At 67.0% G+C, this 16,175-nt stretch carries 14 protein-coding genes; 7 read left to right on the plus strand and 7 right to left on the minus strand.

The genetic code is table 11. From position 1 onward, the window contains the following. Window positions 1–37: 37 nt before the first annotated feature. The gene (locus tag ACCQ07_RS02510; protein ID WP_011346185.1) at window positions 38–664 is read right to left on the minus strand and encodes a DUF4126 domain-containing protein; all 627 of its coding nucleotides are present in this window, start codon (window positions 662–664) and stop codon (window positions 38–40) included. A gap of 140 nt (window positions 665–804) precedes the next feature. Here ACCQ07_RS02510 and ACCQ07_RS02515 point away from each other — a divergent pair, with 140 nt between their 5' ends. The 6 genes from ACCQ07_RS02515 to ACCQ07_RS02540 all read left to right on the plus strand — a co-directional run bounded on the left by ACCQ07_RS02515 (window position 805) and on the right by ACCQ07_RS02540 (window position 6,848). Then, entirely contained in the window at window positions 805–1,542 is a 738-nt protein-coding gene (locus tag ACCQ07_RS02515; protein WP_033837242.1) for a DUF6776 family protein, read from the plus strand. A 3-nt stretch (window positions 1,543–1,545) separates the two neighbouring features. Beyond that, window positions 1,546–1,995, plus strand: a complete 450-nt coding sequence (locus tag ACCQ07_RS02520) for a bactofilin family protein (protein WP_008574004.1) — start codon at window positions 1,546–1,548, stop codon at window positions 1,993–1,995. An 83-nt stretch (window positions 1,996–2,078) separates the two neighbouring features. After that, window positions 2,079–2,465 (plus strand): iron-sulfur cluster insertion protein ErpA, encoded by a 387-nt coding sequence (gene erpA / locus ACCQ07_RS02525; protein WP_008574005.1) that lies wholly within the window; start codon window positions 2,079–2,081, stop codon window positions 2,463–2,465. A 956-nt stretch (window positions 2,466–3,421) separates the two neighbouring features. Further along, window positions 3,422–4,684 carry a lipase family protein gene (locus ACCQ07_RS02530; RefSeq protein WP_127165412.1) on the plus strand — a complete coding sequence of 421 codons (1,263 nt, stop codon included), beginning with the start codon at window positions 3,422–3,424 and terminating at the stop codon, window positions 4,682–4,684. A 309-nt stretch (window positions 4,685–4,993) separates the two neighbouring features. Beyond that, window positions 4,994–5,884, plus strand: a complete 891-nt coding sequence (gene nudC / locus ACCQ07_RS02535) for an NAD(+) diphosphatase (RefSeq protein WP_218560824.1) — start codon at window positions 4,994–4,996, stop codon at window positions 5,882–5,884. Between the two features lie 73 nt (window positions 5,885–5,957). Beyond that, window positions 5,958–6,848 (plus strand): cobalamin biosynthesis protein, encoded by an 891-nt coding sequence (locus ACCQ07_RS02540; protein WP_372363754.1) that lies wholly within the window; start codon window positions 5,958–5,960, stop codon window positions 6,846–6,848. 79 nt (window positions 6,849–6,927) lie between these two features. On the opposite strand, the gene ACCQ07_RS02545 is transcribed toward ACCQ07_RS02540, so the two are convergent. The 4 genes from ACCQ07_RS02545 to ACCQ07_RS02560 form a co-directional block, all read right to left on the minus strand. Next, window positions 6,928–7,338: a DUF2752 domain-containing protein gene (locus ACCQ07_RS02545; protein WP_008574010.1), complete on the minus strand. Its 411-nt coding sequence runs from the start codon at window positions 7,336–7,338 to the stop codon at window positions 6,928–6,930. Continuing rightward, window positions 7,338–7,682 (minus strand): CD225/dispanin family protein, encoded by a 345-nt coding sequence (locus tag ACCQ07_RS02550; protein ID WP_005920117.1) that lies wholly within the window; start codon window positions 7,680–7,682, stop codon window positions 7,338–7,340. The genes ACCQ07_RS02545 and ACCQ07_RS02550 overlap by 1 nt, the downstream gene beginning before the upstream one ends. A gap of 462 nt (window positions 7,683–8,144) precedes the next feature. Further along, the gene (locus ACCQ07_RS02555; protein WP_071118655.1) at window positions 8,145–10,067 is read right to left on the minus strand and encodes an MFS transporter; all 1,923 of its coding nucleotides are present in this window, start codon (window positions 10,065–10,067) and stop codon (window positions 8,145–8,147) included. 68 nt (window positions 10,068–10,135) lie between these two features. Beyond that, window positions 10,136–11,038: a LysR family transcriptional regulator gene (locus tag ACCQ07_RS02560; protein WP_057681093.1), complete on the minus strand. Its 903-nt coding sequence runs from the start codon at window positions 11,036–11,038 to the stop codon at window positions 10,136–10,138. 97 nt (window positions 11,039–11,135) lie between these two features. Here ACCQ07_RS02560 and ACCQ07_RS02565 point away from each other — a divergent pair, with 97 nt between their 5' ends. Beyond that, the gene (locus tag ACCQ07_RS02565; protein ID WP_372363756.1) at window positions 11,136–12,326 is read left to right on the plus strand and encodes an MFS transporter; all 1,191 of its coding nucleotides are present in this window, start codon (window positions 11,136–11,138) and stop codon (window positions 12,324–12,326) included. Window positions 12,327–12,457: 131 nt separating this feature from the next. Here the strand turns inward: ACCQ07_RS02565 and yccS are convergent, their stop codons facing one another. Then, window positions 12,458–14,671 carry a YccS family putative transporter gene (yccS, locus tag ACCQ07_RS02570; RefSeq protein WP_011346193.1) on the minus strand — a complete coding sequence of 738 codons (2,214 nt, stop codon included), beginning with the start codon at window positions 14,669–14,671 and terminating at the stop codon, window positions 12,458–12,460. Between the two features lie 208 nt (window positions 14,672–14,879). After that, entirely contained in the window at window positions 14,880–16,175 is a 1,296-nt protein-coding gene (gene purD / locus ACCQ07_RS02575) for a phosphoribosylamine--glycine ligase (RefSeq protein WP_011346194.1), read from the minus strand.

Consider the following 16,175-nt stretch of genomic DNA (forward strand, 5'->3'; position numbering starts at 1 on the left):
GATACTCCCTACAGTCGCTGTGATTATGCGATGAACTTCACGGTAGCGGGGAGCTGCGTGCAGTTGGCGTAGCGGCGGGGCGCATCGGCGCAACCAGCCGACGCATGCCCCGCCACAGCAATCGCCAGACCCACCACACCACCAGCCCCGCCAGCAGGCTGGAACCCACCGCAAGACCCAGTGCCAGCCAGGGGTGCGCCAGTGCCAGTGCCAAGGCCGTGGTGGCGATGGTGTCCTCGGCCAGCGAGGCGATCCAGTTGCTGGCCGGTTCGGGCGAGGTGTTGAGCAGTGCGCGCGTGCCGGCCTTGAGCGTGTGGCTGGTCAGCGCCACGCCGGCACCGGCCGCCAGGGCGCCCGCGCCCAGGTCCCCATCGGGCGAGAGCGTTGCCGCGGCCAGGAAGGCGCCAGCGGGCACGCGGGCCAGCGTCTGCAGCAGGTCCCAGCCCGAATCCACCCCCGGGATCTTGTCGGCGAAGAACTCGGCCACTGCCAGCGCGCCGGAGGTGCCCAGGACCCACCACGACTGCGCCGGATGCAGCGCCGGCGGCAAGTCGATCCAGCCCAGCAGGCCGGCCAGGCCGACGCCGAACACGGTGAGATAGACCCGGATGCCGGCCAGCCAGGCCAGCAGGATGCCGATCACGAACAGATGCGCTTCGCTCATGGCGTGGTTCCCTGCAAACAATTGCAGAACTATCGCAGAACTTTGGGATAACCGCCGGTCCAACGCCAGCGCGACCATTGTCTGGGCTCTGGCACACTACGCCGCCCATGATTGCGCCGGCCCGTCCGGACCCGATGCCTATGAGACCAGCCGCACGCGTGCAGATCGTCCAACGTGCCTCCGGCGGCGGCCGGCCCGGTCGCCGCTGGTTGTGGCTGCTGGTGGCCATCGTGTGGCTGGCTTCGCTGGGCGGGGTGTGGTGGATGGCCACGCGCACGGCCGCACCGCGGCTGGTGAAGGCCGAGGCAGCGCTGCAGCAGGCGCAACGCAGCCAGGCCCAGCAACGTCGGCAGATCGAGCAGTTGCAGCAGCGCCAGGTCAATCTGGCGATGTCCGACAAGATCAGCCGCGCGGCCAATACCGAAGTGCAGGCCTCGCTGGCCGAGCGCGACGAGCAGATCGCCGCGCTGCGCGCCGACGTGGCGTTCTACGAGCGGCTGGTGGGCTCCACCGCGCAGCGCAAGGGGCTCAACGCGCACTCGGTGCAATTCACTGCCGAAGCCGGCGGCACCTGGAATTACAGCGTGGTGCTGACCCAGAACCTCAACCGCGGCGCGATCAGCCAGGGCCAGCTGCGCTTTGCGGTGGAAGGCGTGCGCGCCGGCAAGCTGGTGACGGTGAGCTGGAACGAATTGCACCAGAAGCCCGATGCCGCCGGGCAGCCGTACTCGTTCCGCTATTTCCAGCAGCTGGACGGTAGCGTGATCCTGCCGAAGGATTTCACCCCGCAACGTGTCAAAATCTCCCTGAGCGGCGATGGGGCGCCGGTCAGTCAGACATTCGATTGGAAAGTCGCCGGCAATGGCGCGGGGGAGTAGCTCATGTTCGGAAACAAGTCCAACCGTGGTGCGCAGACCGTGGTCGATACCTTGATCGGGCCGCAGGTGGTCATCCGCGGCGACCTGATGTTCAGCGGCGGGCTGTATGTGGAAGGCCGCATCCTGGGCAAGGTGATCGCCGAAGACGGCGCCAGCGCGACCCTCACGGTGGCCGAGCAGGGCAGCATCGAAGGCGAGGTGCGTGCGCCGGTGGTGATCATCAACGGCCAGCTGACCGGCGATGTGCATGCGGCCGAGCGGGTCGAACTGGCCGCCAATGCGCGCGTGCAGGGCAATGTGCACTACCAGGTGGTGGAAATGAGCGCCGGCGCGCAGCTCACCGGGCGGCTGATCCATGCCGCGACGGCCGGTGCAACCGCGGCGCTGCCGGCGCCGGAAGCCGGCCGTGCCGAGCCGGCCACGGCGTTGCAGGCCGAAACCGCCGACGCCTGAGTGCGGCATGCGCGGTGAATGCCGCGGCAGCCGATGCGGCGGCCTGGCTTGAAGTAGGACCGTCTGGCCCCCATGCTGGCGCCATGAGTACGCTCGTTTCGCTTCCTACTGTCGCCCCGGCGCCGGACTACCAGTCCATCGACCGGCCACTGAACTTCTCCGTGGCCGCTGCCGCCAAGGTGCGCGAGCTGATCCAGGAAGAAGGCAACGCCGACCTGGCATTGCGCGTGTACATCCAGGGCGGAGGGTGTTCCGGTTTCCAGTACGGTTTCGAGTTCGACGAGAACCGCGCCGAGGACGATCTGGCCGTGGCCACCGATGGCGTGACGCTGCTGGTGGATCCCCTGAGCCTGCAATACCTGATGGGCGCCGAGGTGGATTACACCGAAAGCCTGACCGGCGCCCAGTTCGTCATCCGCAATCCCAATGCGAAGACCACCTGCGGGTGCGGAAGCAGCTTCAGCGTCTGATTGCCTCTGGATAGATGCGGATCGTTCGACGTATCTGGGCAAATGCGAATTGCTGGCGCGTAGCGCCTATTCCTGCAGGCACCTGCGTTGATGCCAAGGCATTGCCGAACGTGTGATCGATCGCGGCAGGGCTGCGCGCTGTTTGCGTGAGATGTTGACCGGCTCGCGATGAGGTGGGCGTTGCAGGTGGCGGGACTGGCCGGTATGCCTCGCTCGCCTTGCAGTGCGCGCTGTGATGAGGGTGGTGCATCGCTTGTTGTGCGGCTGCAGTTCGTCGGCGACCGCCGGCCGCCATCACGATGAGGCGGCCAACCCGAGCTGCGCAGTGCGTACATGGCCGCCACTGGTCAGGCATGCGTGTGAGTGCTTCCACGTTGCGCAATGACTGCGGCAATGCTTCAAGACGATGACAGCGCTGTGCGCCACGTGGAGACGAGCGAACCGCGCGCGTCGTTGCGAACCACGTGCGTAGTTGAAAATGCCTGCGTCATGCGCGGCGCTGCAGGTTGCTTCAGCACGACGGCAGGAATGCGGCGAGTCGCTGGCGGTCGATCGCCGGGCACGCACCCGATTGCTTGGGCTGCGCCCGCGAGGCGGGCGATCTGCACGCGCGCGTAACGCGCCACGCCACTTTCTGCGCTGCAGGTTTCGCGGCGCGCGCGCCAGCTTCGTGCGTGCGCGATGGTGCGCAGATCCGGATGACCATACTGCGTGCGTGCTCACCGCTGGCGCCACGATATGCGCGTTTTCTCCAGGCATTGCCGCTTGTCCACGCTGATCCACCGCAGTCGTGTGCGACACCGTGCTGATGCGCATGCCATGCCTTGTGTCGATTCCACGCCGTGGTGCAGTGAGCGTTCCCGCTCGTTCCGCACCTGGATCGGGCACCGGCACCGATCCGGTGTCGGCTGATTGCTGCGCGTCTGTTCCGTCCTTCCCCAAGAGAGCATTACTTCATGTTGCAGATCAACTCCCGATCGGCGTTTGGCCTGGCGGCCATGTTGGGCATCGCCAGCGCAGTGCTTGCACCCGCCGCGCAGGCCGCGCCCGCGCGCGGTACCTTGCTTACCAGCAATTTCCTGACCAGCTACAGCCGTGACGCGATCGGCGCGATGCTGGCCTCCGAGCCGCAGGCCGAACAGCCCAAATGCAATGTCCGTGTCGCCGAATTCACCTATGCAACCGTCGGTGTCGAAGGCGAACCTGCAACCGCATCTGGCGTGCTGCTGGTTCCAGATGGCGAGCGGTGCGTAGGGCCGTATCCGTTGCTCGGCTGGGGACGTCCGACCGGAACGGTTCGCACTGAGGAGCAGGCCAAGGACATCCGCGATGCCAAGGGCAACGACCCACTGGTCACGCGCCTGGCCAGCCAGGGGTATGTCGTGGTCAGCAGTGATTATCTGGGGCTCGGGAAGTCCAACTACGGTTATCACCCGTATTTGCACAGCGCGACCGAGGCGAGTGCGACCATCGATGCGATGCGTGCGGCGCGCAGTGTGTTGCAGCGCTTGAACACGCCGCTGTCCGGCAAGGTGATGCTGTCGGGTTATTCGCAGGGCGGCCACACGGCGATGGCCACCCAGCGTGAGATAGAGACGCATCTGTCCAAGGAATTCCATCTGGTGGCCAGTGCGCCGATCTCCGGGCCTTACGCGCTGCAGCAGACATTTTTGGACAGCTGGAGCGGCAGCAATGCGGTAGGCGAAAGCAGCTTCGGCATCATTCTGGGCAGCTATGCCATCGTCGCGATGCAGCACACCTACAAGAACATCTATCTGGAGCCCGGACAGGTGTTTCAGGAGCCGTGGACTGCCAAAGTGGAGCCCTTGTTCCCGGGCAAGCAAAGCCTGACCGATCTGTTTCTCGGCGACACCTTGCCAGGCATCGATCAAATCAAGGCGTATTTCCAGCCTGGCTTCTACCGCGACTTTGCCAGCAACCCCGCCAACCCGTTCCGCCAGGATCTGGCGCGCAACGATCTGCTGGCGTGGGCGCCGCAAACCCCGACCTTGCTGTGCGGTTCGTCCAACGATGCCACCATTCCGCTCAAGAACGCGCAGACCGCCATCGCCAGCTTCAAGCGGCGTGGCAGCAACCAGGTGGCGTTGGTGGATATCGGCACCGGCAACTCCAGCGACAACTCGGCCTTCGCCCATCTGTTGACGAACGAGCCGTGCATCGTGGCGGTGCGGCATCAGCTGTTGGACAAGCAGCGCTGATACAGCGCTCGTTGCTTGACCCTGCCGAAAGAACCGTGCAGGTGCGGGCGTATCCCAAGCCCGCACCTGCACGGTTCTTCACTGCAGCCGGTGCAGCGCACTGCCGTGACCATTGGCGAACGTGCGTGTACTGGCATGGCCGCGCCTGCGCGCGGTCCCGTGATGGGGGCCGCGCGACCAGGCGTGAACCACGTTCCAAGCCGGTGGCCAGCGCGGGCGGCGCCCGCGTCTGAACACGCACCGCAGGCGCGCTCGGTCGAGTGCGTACGATGGTTGCAGGCGCTGCCGATTATCGGCAGGCTTGCGCCGATGTCAGAGTCTCTTTTTTCATCTTCCGGTTTTGCCTTCACCCACGCGCCGCTCGATCGCGGCGATATGTTGCGTGACGATCCCGACGCCCTGGCGCGTCTGTGGCCGCAGGGCCGTGTGCTGTTGATCGACGCCAAAGGCGCGGCGCTGGCCGATGCCGATGGCCAGCCGTTGTTGCTGGATGGCGCCGAACTGGGCGACGGGCCGGAGGCTGCGATCTTCCTGGGTCTGCGCGATGCGGTGGGCTGGTTTTGTGTGCCGGCCGACATTGTCGCGGTGCAGGCGCCGCAGCGGATCGATCTGCGCCAGGCCGCCGCCGATTGGCCTGCCGAGATCGCTACCGCCTTCGCCTATGCACGCGCCATGTTGCACTGGCAATCGCGCACGCGTTTTTGCGGTGTCTGCGGCGGTGCGATCGCGTTCCGGCGCGCCGGCTTCATTGCGCACTGCACGCAATGCCAGATCGAGCATTACCCGCGCGTGGACCCGGCCATCATCGTGGCGGTCAGCGATGGAGCGCGCTTGCTGCTTGGTCGTCAGGCCAGTTGGGCCCCAGGACGTTACTCGGTGATTGCCGGGTTCGTCGAACCGGGCGAGTCGCTGGAGCAGACCGTGGCGCGCGAGGTGTTCGAGGAAACCCGCGTGCATGTGCAGGACTGCCGCTACCTGGGCGCGCAGCCGTGGCCCTTCCCGGGCGCGCTGATGCTGGGCTTCACCGCGCGTGCCGCAGCGACCGAGGTGCCGCAGGTCACCGGTGAGCTGGAAGACGCGCGCTGGGTCAGCCATGCGCAGGTCAGCGCTGCGCTGGCCGGCGAGGGCGACATCGGGTTGCCGCCGCGCATTTCCATTGCGCGTGCGTTGATCGAGCATTGGCATCGTGCGCATGGCTGAGCCAGGCCGGCTTTTGCAGTGTTGCAGCGGCGCTCGCGTCCGCTCGGCTAGACTCGGCTGAGGAGGCCTGCCCATGTTCACCACCTTGGTTGCCGTCGTCGTCGCGCTCACGCTGGGCCATCTGGTACCGGCGCAGGTAGCCAGGCTGCGCAATTTCGCCTGGTTCGGCCAATGGCTGCGCCGGCTGGACGGTTACGCGGCCGGGCGCGGTGCGTGGCAAGGGCGCTATGGCGTGCTGCTGGCGGTGCTGCCGGCGCTGGTGGTGCTGCTGGTGCAGTGGCTGCTGGACGATGTCTGGCACGGTTTTCTGGATTTGCTGTTCGGCGTGGCGGTGCTGGCCTGGACCTGGGGGCCGCGCGATCTGGATCGCGATGTGGAAGCGGTCATCGACGCCGACGAGCCGCACACGCGGCGCGAAGCGATTTCGCACCTGCAGGCCGCCGGCGGCAGCGTGCATGAAGACGCGCCATCGCTGGTGGAAGCGGTGGTGGTCAACGGCCTGCGGCGTTGGTTCGCGGTGCTGTGGTGGTTTCTGCTGCTGGGGCCGTTCGGCGCGGTGTTGTATCGGCTCACTGCGCTGGCGGTGGAAAGCCCGCTGGCCGTGTTGCTGCCGCCCCGCAATCTGGCCGGCGCACGTTGGCTGCTGGCGGTGCTGGAATGGCCGGTGGCGCAGTTGATGACGATGTCGATGGCGCTGGTGGGTAACTTCGACACCGTGTTCCGCGCCTGGCGCGAAGCGCATGGCAACCGCTGGTCGCTGGAACCGCATTTTCTCGGTGCTGTGGCGCGTGCCAGCGTCAGCGCCGAGCTACGCGAGGAGGCGCACGACTACACCGATTCGGGCCTGGTACCGGTGTGGCGCCGCCTGCCGGAAGTCCGCGATGCGATGAGCCTGGTCTGGCGTGTGCTGCTGCTGTGGTTGGGGGTGCTGGCGTTGTTGGTGATTGCGGGATGGGTGCGGTAGCGCCGCGCATGATGTCGTGCAAAAAAATGTGTAGCGCGCGTCCGCCTGGGAACCTCGGCGCATCGCGCTTGTTCGCGGTCTAACCCGGCGCCAGCAGCGTAAACGGGTACCACGGCAGATTCCTTGCGATCCAGTACATCGGCAATGCCCATAACCAGAACTTCGGTTCGGACATCACGGCCACCACCGGGGCAAACCAGCGTGCGCGCCAGCCGGCTTTCCAGGCGATCAGGCCGGGCAGGGTGAACAGGCCGAGCACGGCGGCCGGATTCATTGCGAAGGCGCCGGGCAGGTCGAAGTGGACCAGCGCATACAGTGCGCGGGTCATGCCGCAGCCGGGGCAATAGCAGCCGGTGACGGCGCGGAACACGCAGGGCGGGAACGGGCTGTTGCCCGCATTCGGATCGAAGCGATACAGCAACGATACGCCAAGGGCGGCCACGCTGGTGGCCGCCCCCAGTCCAAGCCAGTGGCGTGGACGCAGTTCCATTACTGCATGTGCTGCAACTGCTGCATGTAGTCCATGTAGCCCTGCATGCCGCCGGTGGCCACCATGCCGATGTTGATCAGCAGGCCGATCGCGGCCAGCACGCTGGTCACGATGCACCAGGTCTTGGCGGTGTTGGAGGCGCGACGTGCGCCGTCGATGTCGCCCTGGTTGAGCAGGCCGTTGACCTTGCTGGAAAACACGATCGCCACGATGCCGGAGATCAGCGCCGGGCAGCACAGGCAAAAGCCCAGCACGGTGGAAACGATCGCCCAGATCAGGTGATTCGGTACCGGGCCGGGCGCGGCGCTGGACGAGGGATGGATCGGCGGTGGCATGGCACTCATGGTGAAGCTCCTTGGGTGGTAAACAACAGCGAACTGATGGGTGAGTGGGGTGGATTATCGGGCGCCATGCGCGGCGGTGATGCGCCCGGTGTGCGCTGACGACGGCCGGATGACTCTCATGCGCGCTTTGGCGCGCGTGTGAGCCGGGGCCGGCGTGTCGGTCGCGGCAGCGGCGAGTAGCGTCTCGCGGTGCCGGATGGCTGCTCGCGCCAGCGAACGGGCGCTCCACGCCTGCGCAGCGAACGAATGCGGCGGCATGCCCATCGCTGCCGGCACAGCCAGCCGCTGGAATGCGTGACGCCCGCCGGTCACGGCAGACGCCTCAGGCGCGATGATGTTGAGCACAACGACGTCCCCCGGTACGACCGGCCGCGTCCGCTTGGCGGCTGCGACGGCAAAGCGTGCAATGGCGCACAGGCTACTCGCGGCGCGCCATGGACGCAAAGCCTGCACCGGCCGGGCTCAGGGCTGATCCTGCCGCAGCGCGCGCACCTGTTGTTCGAGCAGCGCGGCACTGGCCTGATCGCCGGCAACCGCTGCCCCTGCCACCACGTCGATCTGCGCGCGCATCCGCCGCGGCACCCGCATGCGGCCCAGGCGCGTGTCGCGCCGGCTCCACATGCTCGACCACATGCCGCGCAGCGCCATCGGAATGACCGGCACGTTGCGGCGCTGCAGAATCTTTTCCACGCCGGATTTGAAGGGGGCGATTTCGCCATCCTTGGTCAACGCGCCCTCGGGGAAGATGCACACCAGCTCGCCATCGGCCAATGCGGCATCGATGCGGTCGAAGGCCTGCTGCATCAATGCGGGGTCTTCGCGCGCGCCGGCGATCGGGATGGCCTTGGCGGTGCGGAAGATCCAGCGCATGACCGGGATGCGGAAGATCTTGTAGTACATGACAAAGCGCACCGGACGCGGGATCACCGCCGATAGGATCAGCGCGTCCATGTAGCTGACGTGGTTGCACACCAGCAGGGCAGCGCCCTCGTCGGGCACGTGCGCGTCGATGTTGCGCGCGCGCAGGCGGTACAACACGCTCACCAGCACCCAGCTGAGGAAGCGCATCAGGAATTCGGGCACCAGGGTGAAGATCCACAGTGCCACCAGCGTGTTGGCGATCGCCAGCGCCAGGAACACTTGCGGAATGCTCAGGCCCGGCAGCGGAATCCGCACCCCGAACAGCACCACCTGCGGCAACTGCAGCGCGATACCGATGACCGCCGCAGCCACGATGAACAACGAGTTCTGGATATTGAGCCCGGCGATCACGCGCGAGAGCTCGGCCTTGGGCGTGCGGCTCTGGATCAGCGCAAACAACGGCACCACGAACAGGCCGGTGAACAGGCCGATGCCGACCAGGTCGATGATCAGCCGCACGCTGCCGGGCTGCTGCACGAACTGGCCGATCGACAGGCCGGTGGCCGGCGCCGCGCCAGGCCGGGCGAAGTACAGGTCCAGCAGGAAGGCGCTGATGCCGAACGCGCCCAGCGGCACCAGGCCGATTTCCACGGTGCGCCCGGACAGGCGTTCGCACAGCAGCGAGCCGGCGCCGGTGCCGATCGAAAACAGCGCCAGCGCGAACACGTACAGGTCCTGCTGGCCGCCCAGGTTGAGCTGCGCATAGGTGGGCAGCTGCGCGGTCAGCACGGTGCCGACGAACCAGAACCAGGACACGCCCAACACCGCGTTGCGCACCGCCAACGTGCGCCGGGTCAAGCGCATGATGGCGCGCGATTCGGGGATGGGGTTCCAGTTGATTTTCAGCTCGGGCGCGCCGGCGTCGACGCGCGGTACCAGCCGCGCCACCAGGTTGCCAGTGACGGCAATCGCGATCACCGCGGTGGCGGCAGCCTCCGGCCCATGACTGCCGGCGATCTGGAAGATCAGTCCGCCGAAGATCATGCCGCACAGGATCGAGATCGAGGTGCCCATTTCGACCAGGCCGTTGCCGCCGGTGAGTTCTTCCGGTTTCAGCACCGAGGGCAGGATCGAATATTTCACTGGCCCGAACAGCGTGGACTGCAGGCCGGTGCAGAACAGCGCAATCAGCAGGATCACCATGTTCTCGGTGATGAAGCCCACTGCGGCCAGCGACATGATCGCAATCTCCATCGTGGTGGTGATCACGATGAGCTTCTGTTTTTCCAGCTTCTCGGCAATCTGCCCGGCCAGCGCGGAGAACAGGAAGTACGGCAGGATGAACAATGCCGGCGCCAGGTTGGTATACAGCGTGCGCTGGGCGGCATCGATGCCGAGATAGAACAACAGGCCGATGATGGCCTGCCGATAGACGTTGTCGTTGAACGCGCCCAGCGCCTGGACAGCGAAGAACGGCAAGAAGCGGCGCTGCCTGAGCAGGGCGAACTGACTGTGACCGGACATGCAGTTTCCTTTGCGAACGCGCGCAGCCTAGCAGGCTTCCACGGCGTGCTGGTGGATGGCGGCTGCGCTCAGCGGCTTCTAGGTGCCGGCGGCCTGCGTTGCGCGTGCTGGGCGCGCAGTAAGGCCACGAAGGCGCGTGCGGCCGGGCTGGGATCGGGCCGCCACACCGCGTAGGTCAGAAAGCGGTAACGCTCCTTCAAGGCCACCGCGACCACGCCGTGCATGGCCCCGGCCATGGTCTGCGGGACGATGCCCACGCCCAGGTTGGCGGCGACCAGTTCGCGCACCAGATCGGCATGGGTGACTTCGTACTGCTGGCGTTGCCGCAGGCCCCCGTGCGCAAACGCAGCATCGATGATGCCGCGCACGCCGGCACCGGGAACCAGCCCGGCCATCGGTTCGTCGTCCAGCTCGGCCAGTGCCACCCGTTTGCGTGCGGCAAAGCGGTGGCCCGGTGCCACGATCAAGGCCAAGGCCTCTTCATGCAGCAGCAGGCGCTGCGCCGGCACCGCAAGCTGCGGGCCGACCCCCACCAGGGCGACATCCAGCCGGCCTTCGCCCAGATCGTGCAGCAAGGCCTCGCTCATGGCGGTGCGCAGATGCACGTCCACCCGCGCATGCGCGCTGCGGAACTGCTGCAGCAACGTCGGCAGTTGCACGGTGGTGAGCGAGGAAATCTGTCCCAACGCCAGCCGCCCGCGCACGGTACCCAGGGCCTGCGCCATTTCCTCGTGCAGGCGCTCGGCAGCGCGCAGGGTCTGGCGGGCATTGTGCAGGAACACCTCGCCGGCGGCGGTGGGCCGCACCTGGCGGGTGCCGCGTTCGAACAGGCGTGCGCCGAAGGTCTCTTCGATCTTGGCGACCTGGTGGCTGAGCGCCGATTGCACGGTGTTGCAGCGGCGCGCAGCAGCGGTGAAGCCGCCTTCTTCGGCCACGGCAATGGCAAATTCCAGTTGGCGCAAGGTCAGCATGCAATCTCGAAAAAAGATGGCGATGGTGAAAACAATACATTGGAAAGATGCGTGCCGGCTGCCCACACTGTGCATATTCCTTGACCAGGCAGCAGCCATGCAGGCCGAGCCCACCTCCCACCCGCCCTTGCCCCGTCGCCTGGTGCTGCTGATGGCTGCCGCCACCGGGTTGGCGGTGGCGAGCAATTACTACGCCCAGCCTCTGCTGGAAACGCTGGCGCAGGCGTTCGGCATCCAGGTGCGCAGTGCCGGTGCGGTGGTCACCGCGGCGCAGCTGGCTTACGCGGCAGGGTTGCTGTTGCTGGTGCCGCTTGGCGACCGGCTGGAGCGCCGCGGCCTGATCGTGGGCCTGTTCGTGCTGAGCGCGCTCGGGCTGCTGGTGAGCGCCAGTTCGCACAGTTTTGCGATGTTGCTGGTCGGCACCATCGTGACCGGCGCCAGCTCGGTGGCGGCGCAGATCCTGGTGCCGTTCGCCGCCACGCTGGCGGCGCCCCACGAGCGTGGCCGGGTGATCGGCACGGTGATGAGCGGGTTGCTGCTGGGGATCTTGCTGGCGCGCACCGCGGCCGGCGTGCTGGCCGGTGTCGGCGGCTGGCATACGGTGTACTGGATCGCCTCGGTCGCGTTGTTGCTCACCGCCGGGCTGTTGTGGCGCGGGCTGCCGCGCCATCCCGGCAACGCGCAACTGGCGTATCCGCAGTTGGTGGGCTCGGTGCTGGCGCTGCTGCGCGACGATGCGGTGCTGCGTTCGCGCGCGGTGCTGGGCGGGCTGATCTTTGCAGGATTCAGCATGTTCTGGACCACGCTGGCGTTTTTGTTGTCCGGGCCGAGTTATGGCTATGGCACTGCGGTGATCGGCTTGTTCGGCCTGATCGGTGCGGCCGGTGCACTGGCGGCCAATCGTTCCGGGCATTGGTCCGATCACGGCCATGGCGACCGCGTGAGCTGGGGCGGGCTGGCGATGTTGCTGCTGTCGTGGGGCTTGCTCGCGTTTGCGCCGCAGTCGATCGGGCTGCTGATCGTCGGCGTGCTGCTGCTGGATATCGCAGTGCAGGGCGTGCATATCGCCAACCAGAGCGTGATCTATCAGCGCAACCCGGCGGCGCGCAATCGCATCACCTCGGCCTACATCACCTGCTATTTCATCGGTGGTGCCGTGGGGTCGACGTTGGGCACGGCCGCGTATGCGCAGGCCGGGTGGATGGGTGTGGTGATCGGCGGCGCGGTACTGGCTGCAGCGGCACTGGGTTGGGTGGGGCTGAGCGTGGCGCGCAGGCAGTGGAAGTGAGCGTGGCCGGTGGGGCGACGACGCAGCGGTTGCACGCAGTGGCGAATACGCGGCATGGCCGTGTTCGACATCGCTTACCGCATCGAGGCTGCATGTACGGCGCGGCGCCCATGCCTGTCGACCGCTGGCGGCTAGGTCTTGCTGGCCGCCAGACGCGGCGTGTTCTCCGCCGGCGCCGTTGTCACCGCCAGCGCTGCAGCGCGGAGCTTGGGCAGCAGGCGCAGCGTCAATGCCAGTTGGTCGCGCACCAGGCGTTGCTTGGGCGGTAGTTGCACCGGATGGTGTTCCAGCGCTTCGGCGGTGGCCAGTTCTTCGCTTTCGTCGTGCGCCGGCAGCGGTTGGCGTTGGCCAAGGGCGCTGGCGATCTCGCTCAGTGCGCGCTGCAGATATTCGCCGGCTTGCGCGATGGTGGCGTCGTGTTCGCCCTCCAGTGCGGCGCGGTGCGCGCCCAGTGCCGACAGATAGCCGAGCAAGGTGTTGGACAGCGCCAGGAAGCGAAAGCCCGCATCTAGATTGCGCCGATAGCGGCCGGGTTCGCGCAGCATGTTGGATAAGGCCACCGACAACGCAGCATCGGCGTTGTGCATGTCGCGGCGCGCAATGCGGTAGGGCAGGTCGTCGCGCTTGCCGCTGGCGTACTGCTCCAGCACCTGGGCCAGATAACGCGCGCAGCTGGCCAGCACCGTGGCCATCACCTGGTTCAGCCGGCGGCCCTGCCAGTCCGGCAGGATCAGGAACGAGGCGGCCGCGGCAATCGCGCAACCGATCAGGGTGTCGATCAGGCGCGGCCAGATCAGCACGAAGCCATCGCCCAGCAGGTTGAAGCAGAACAGCGCCATCACCGTGATGCCGGCGGTGGCCAGCATGTAGCGATCGGTGCGGGTGATGAAGAACACCAGCGCGCCGGCCAGCGCCAGCAGCAGCTGCACTTCGGTGGTGGGGAACAGCTGCATCAGCGCCCAGGTGGCGACCAGGCCGATCAAGGTGCCGGCAATGCGCTGCACCAGCCGCAGGCGCGTGGCGCCGTAGTTGGGCCGGCACACGAATGCGGTGGTGAGCAGGATCCAGTACCCGTTGTCGGCGTGGATGGATTGCATGATGGCGTAGCCCACCAGCAGCGCGATGGCCATGCGCAGGCCATGGCGGAACAGCACCGAGCCGGGCGTGAGTTGCTGCACCAGCCGCGCGCCCATTTCGCGCAAGGTGTGCGGCGAGGAATCGCGCAGCCGGGTGTCGAGGTTGTCGCTGGTGGAATCGGATTGCGCCGCTTCCGACAACCTGCGTTCGATGCTCTGCAGATTGGTCACCAGCAGCTCCAGCGCGCCGAGCAGGCGGGCCAGTGCGGGGTCGGCGCGCGCGTGCAGATAATCCAGCGATTGGCGCAGGTCTTCGGTGGCAAGGCGGCTGCTGTCGCCGTAATCGAACGGTTGGCGCAGGCGAATCGCCTCGCCCAACGCCGCGCACGCCTTGCCTTGCAGGGCGAGCAGGCGCTGGCAGCGATACAGCACGTCGCTGTGGAAGAACGCGTCGGTGAGCGCCTCGTAGGGATAGTGCGAGGAGCTGGCGCGCTCGTGGAAGTCCTGCGCCATGTAATACAGCCGGAAATACAGGCCCGACTGCACGCCCGGCCGCCCCGAGCGGCCGAAGCGGCTCATGATGGCGGTCTTGGCCGCATTGAGCGCGCCGACCACCTTGGCGTTCTGTTCGGCCAAGGCCAGCCGGCGTGCATGCAGGTCGCTCTGGCGCACCGGTTCGAACAGATCGGCCTTGAGCTTGAGGTAGCGGCCCAACTCGAAGAACAGCCGCGACAGCCGCTCGCGCACCGGGCGATTGGCGAACAGGATGGTCCACAGGATCGACAGCACGCCGTACCAGGTGGCGCCGATCAGCAGCAGCGCCGCGCCGTGCCAGGCGACCAGCGGATCGCGGCTGCCATGCTGGTCCATGCCGATCATGGCGTAGATCGACAGGGCCACCGTGGCCTGCGCGATCGAGGCATAGCGCTCGCCCAGTGCGCCGAGCAGGGTCAGCGAGAACGTAGCCAACGCCATGCCCAGCACGAACGGCAGCGGATACGGAAACAGCACCACCACTGCGGCGGCGGCGGCGGCGAAACACAGCAGCGAGAGCAGCACCGATTTGATGCGGCCCAGCCAGTTGTCGTCGGTTTCGGCAATGGCGCTGGCGATCGCGCCCAGAAACAGCGCCGGCACCGCAGTGAGCTGTTGCCAGTGCCAGCACACGCCCATCGCCACCGCCAGCGCGATGAACACACGCAGGCCATAGCTGGCCTTTTCATGGGCCCACAAGCGGCTTAAGCGGGTTTCGAAGGAGGGAGTGGCCACAGTCTCTACAAGGCAGGGAGCCCGGGCATTATTGCCGCAGCCACGCGCCGCCGGTGTGGATGGCGGCTAGTTCTTTGTCAGTAGCCGCACGGTGCCAGGCGCCGCAGGTGGCCCGTGCCGGTATCGGCAGGATGCCTGGTGGTGCGCAGAAACCTGCAACCACCGCGTGGCGACAGCGCGCAACGCGGTGGTTGCAGGCGCGAGGCGCTTAGCCCTGCGCCGCCTGCTCGCGGGCGATGGCCCGCCAGCCGATGTCGCTGCGCTGGAAGGCGTTGGGCCAGTGGATCGGCTTGAGGCCAGCATAGGCGTTGCGCTGGGCGTCCTGCACGCTGTCGCCGAGCGCCGCAACGCACAGCACGCGGCCACCGGCGCTGATCACCTCGCCGGCGGCATTCAGCGCAGTGCCGGCGTGGAAAACCTTGGCGCTGGCCGGCACCGCGTCCAGCCCGGTGATGACCTCACCGGTGACCGGGGTGTCCGGGTAAGGCTTGGCGGCGATGACCACGCCCAGCGACGGGCGCGGGTCCCACTGCGCGTGCGCGCCATCGAGCTTGCCGTCGATGGCCGCGTCGAGCAGATCGACCAGATCCGACTGCAGGCGCAGCATTACCGGCTGGGTTTCCGGGTCGCCGAAACGCACGTTGAATTCGATCACCTTCGGCGCGCCGTGCGCGTCGATCATCAGCCCGGCATACAGAAAACCGGTGAACGGCACGCCATCGGCGATCATGCCCTGCACGGTCGGCTCGACCACCTCGCGCATGACCCGCGCATGCACCTCGGGCGTGACCACCGGCGCCGGCGAGTAGGCGCCCATGCCGCCGGTATTGGGGCCGGTGTCGCCGTCGCCGACGCGCTTGTGGTCCTGGCTGGTGGCCATCGGCAAGGCGTGTTTGCCATCGACCATGGAGATGAAGCTGGCCTCTTCGCCGTCGAGGAATTCTTCGATGACCACGCGTGCGCCGGCATCGCCGAACGCATTGCCCGAGAGCATGTCGCGCACCGCGTCTTCGGCCTCGGCCAGGGTCATCGCCACGATCACGCCCTTGCCGGCAGCCAGGCCATCGGCCTTGACCACGATCGGCGCGCCTTTCTCGCGCACATACGCCAGCGCGGCGTCGACTTCGGTGTGCACGGCGTAATACGCGGTGGGAATGCCGTGGCGGGCGAGGAAATCCTTGGCGAAGGCCTTGCTGCCTTCCAGCTGCGCGGCCTTGGCGGTGGGGCCGAAGATGCGCAGGCCGGCGGCATGGAAGCGGTCGACCACGCCCAGCACCAGCGGCACTTCCGGGCCGACCACGGTCAGCGCGACGGCTTCGCGCTGCGCCAGCGCGAGCAGGCCGTCCAGATCATTGACCTTGATCGCGACATTGCGGCATTTGGCTTCGGTGGCGGTGCCGGCATTGCCCGGTGCCACCAGCACCTCGCGCACGCGCGCGGACTGCGCGATCTTCCAGGCCAGGGCATGTTCACGGCCGCCGGAGCCGATGACGAGGATTTTCAA

Source organism: Xanthomonas sp. NCPPB 3583 (assembly GCF_041475715.2).
Taxonomy (GTDB): Bacteria; Pseudomonadota; Gammaproteobacteria; order Xanthomonadales; family Xanthomonadaceae; genus Xanthomonas; species Xanthomonas euvesicatoria.

Coding starts and splice junctions, on each gene's coding strand:
- ACCQ07_RS02510 (WP_011346185.1), bottom strand. CDS start 664: ATGAGCGAAGCGCATCTGTTCGTGATCGGCATCCTGCTGGCCTGGCTG.
- ACCQ07_RS02515 (WP_033837242.1), top strand. CDS start 805: ATGAGACCAGCCGCACGCGTGCAGATCGTCCAACGTGCCTCCGGCGGC.
- ACCQ07_RS02520 (WP_008574004.1), top strand. CDS start 1,546: ATGTTCGGAAACAAGTCCAACCGTGGTGCGCAGACCGTGGTCGATACC.
- erpA (WP_008574005.1), top strand. CDS start 2,079: ATGAGTACGCTCGTTTCGCTTCCTACTGTCGCCCCGGCGCCGGACTAC.
- ACCQ07_RS02530 (WP_127165412.1), top strand. CDS start 3,422: ATGTTGCAGATCAACTCCCGATCGGCGTTTGGCCTGGCGGCCATGTTG.
- nudC (WP_218560824.1), top strand. CDS start 4,994: ATGTCAGAGTCTCTTTTTTCATCTTCCGGTTTTGCCTTCACCCACGCG.
- ACCQ07_RS02540 (WP_372363754.1), top strand. CDS start 5,958: ATGTTCACCACCTTGGTTGCCGTCGTCGTCGCGCTCACGCTGGGCCAT.
- ACCQ07_RS02545 (WP_008574010.1), bottom strand. CDS start 7,338: ATGGAACTGCGTCCACGCCACTGGCTTGGACTGGGGGCGGCCACCAGC.
- ACCQ07_RS02550 (WP_005920117.1), bottom strand. CDS start 7,682: ATGAGTGCCATGCCACCGCCGATCCATCCCTCGTCCAGCGCCGCGCCC.
- ACCQ07_RS02555 (WP_071118655.1), bottom strand. CDS start 10,067: ATGTCCGGTCACAGTCAGTTCGCCCTGCTCAGGCAGCGCCGCTTCTTG.
- ACCQ07_RS02560 (WP_057681093.1), bottom strand. CDS start 11,038: ATGCTGACCTTGCGCCAACTGGAATTTGCCATTGCCGTGGCCGAAGAA.
- ACCQ07_RS02565 (WP_372363756.1), top strand. CDS start 11,136: ATGCAGGCCGAGCCCACCTCCCACCCGCCCTTGCCCCGTCGCCTGGTG.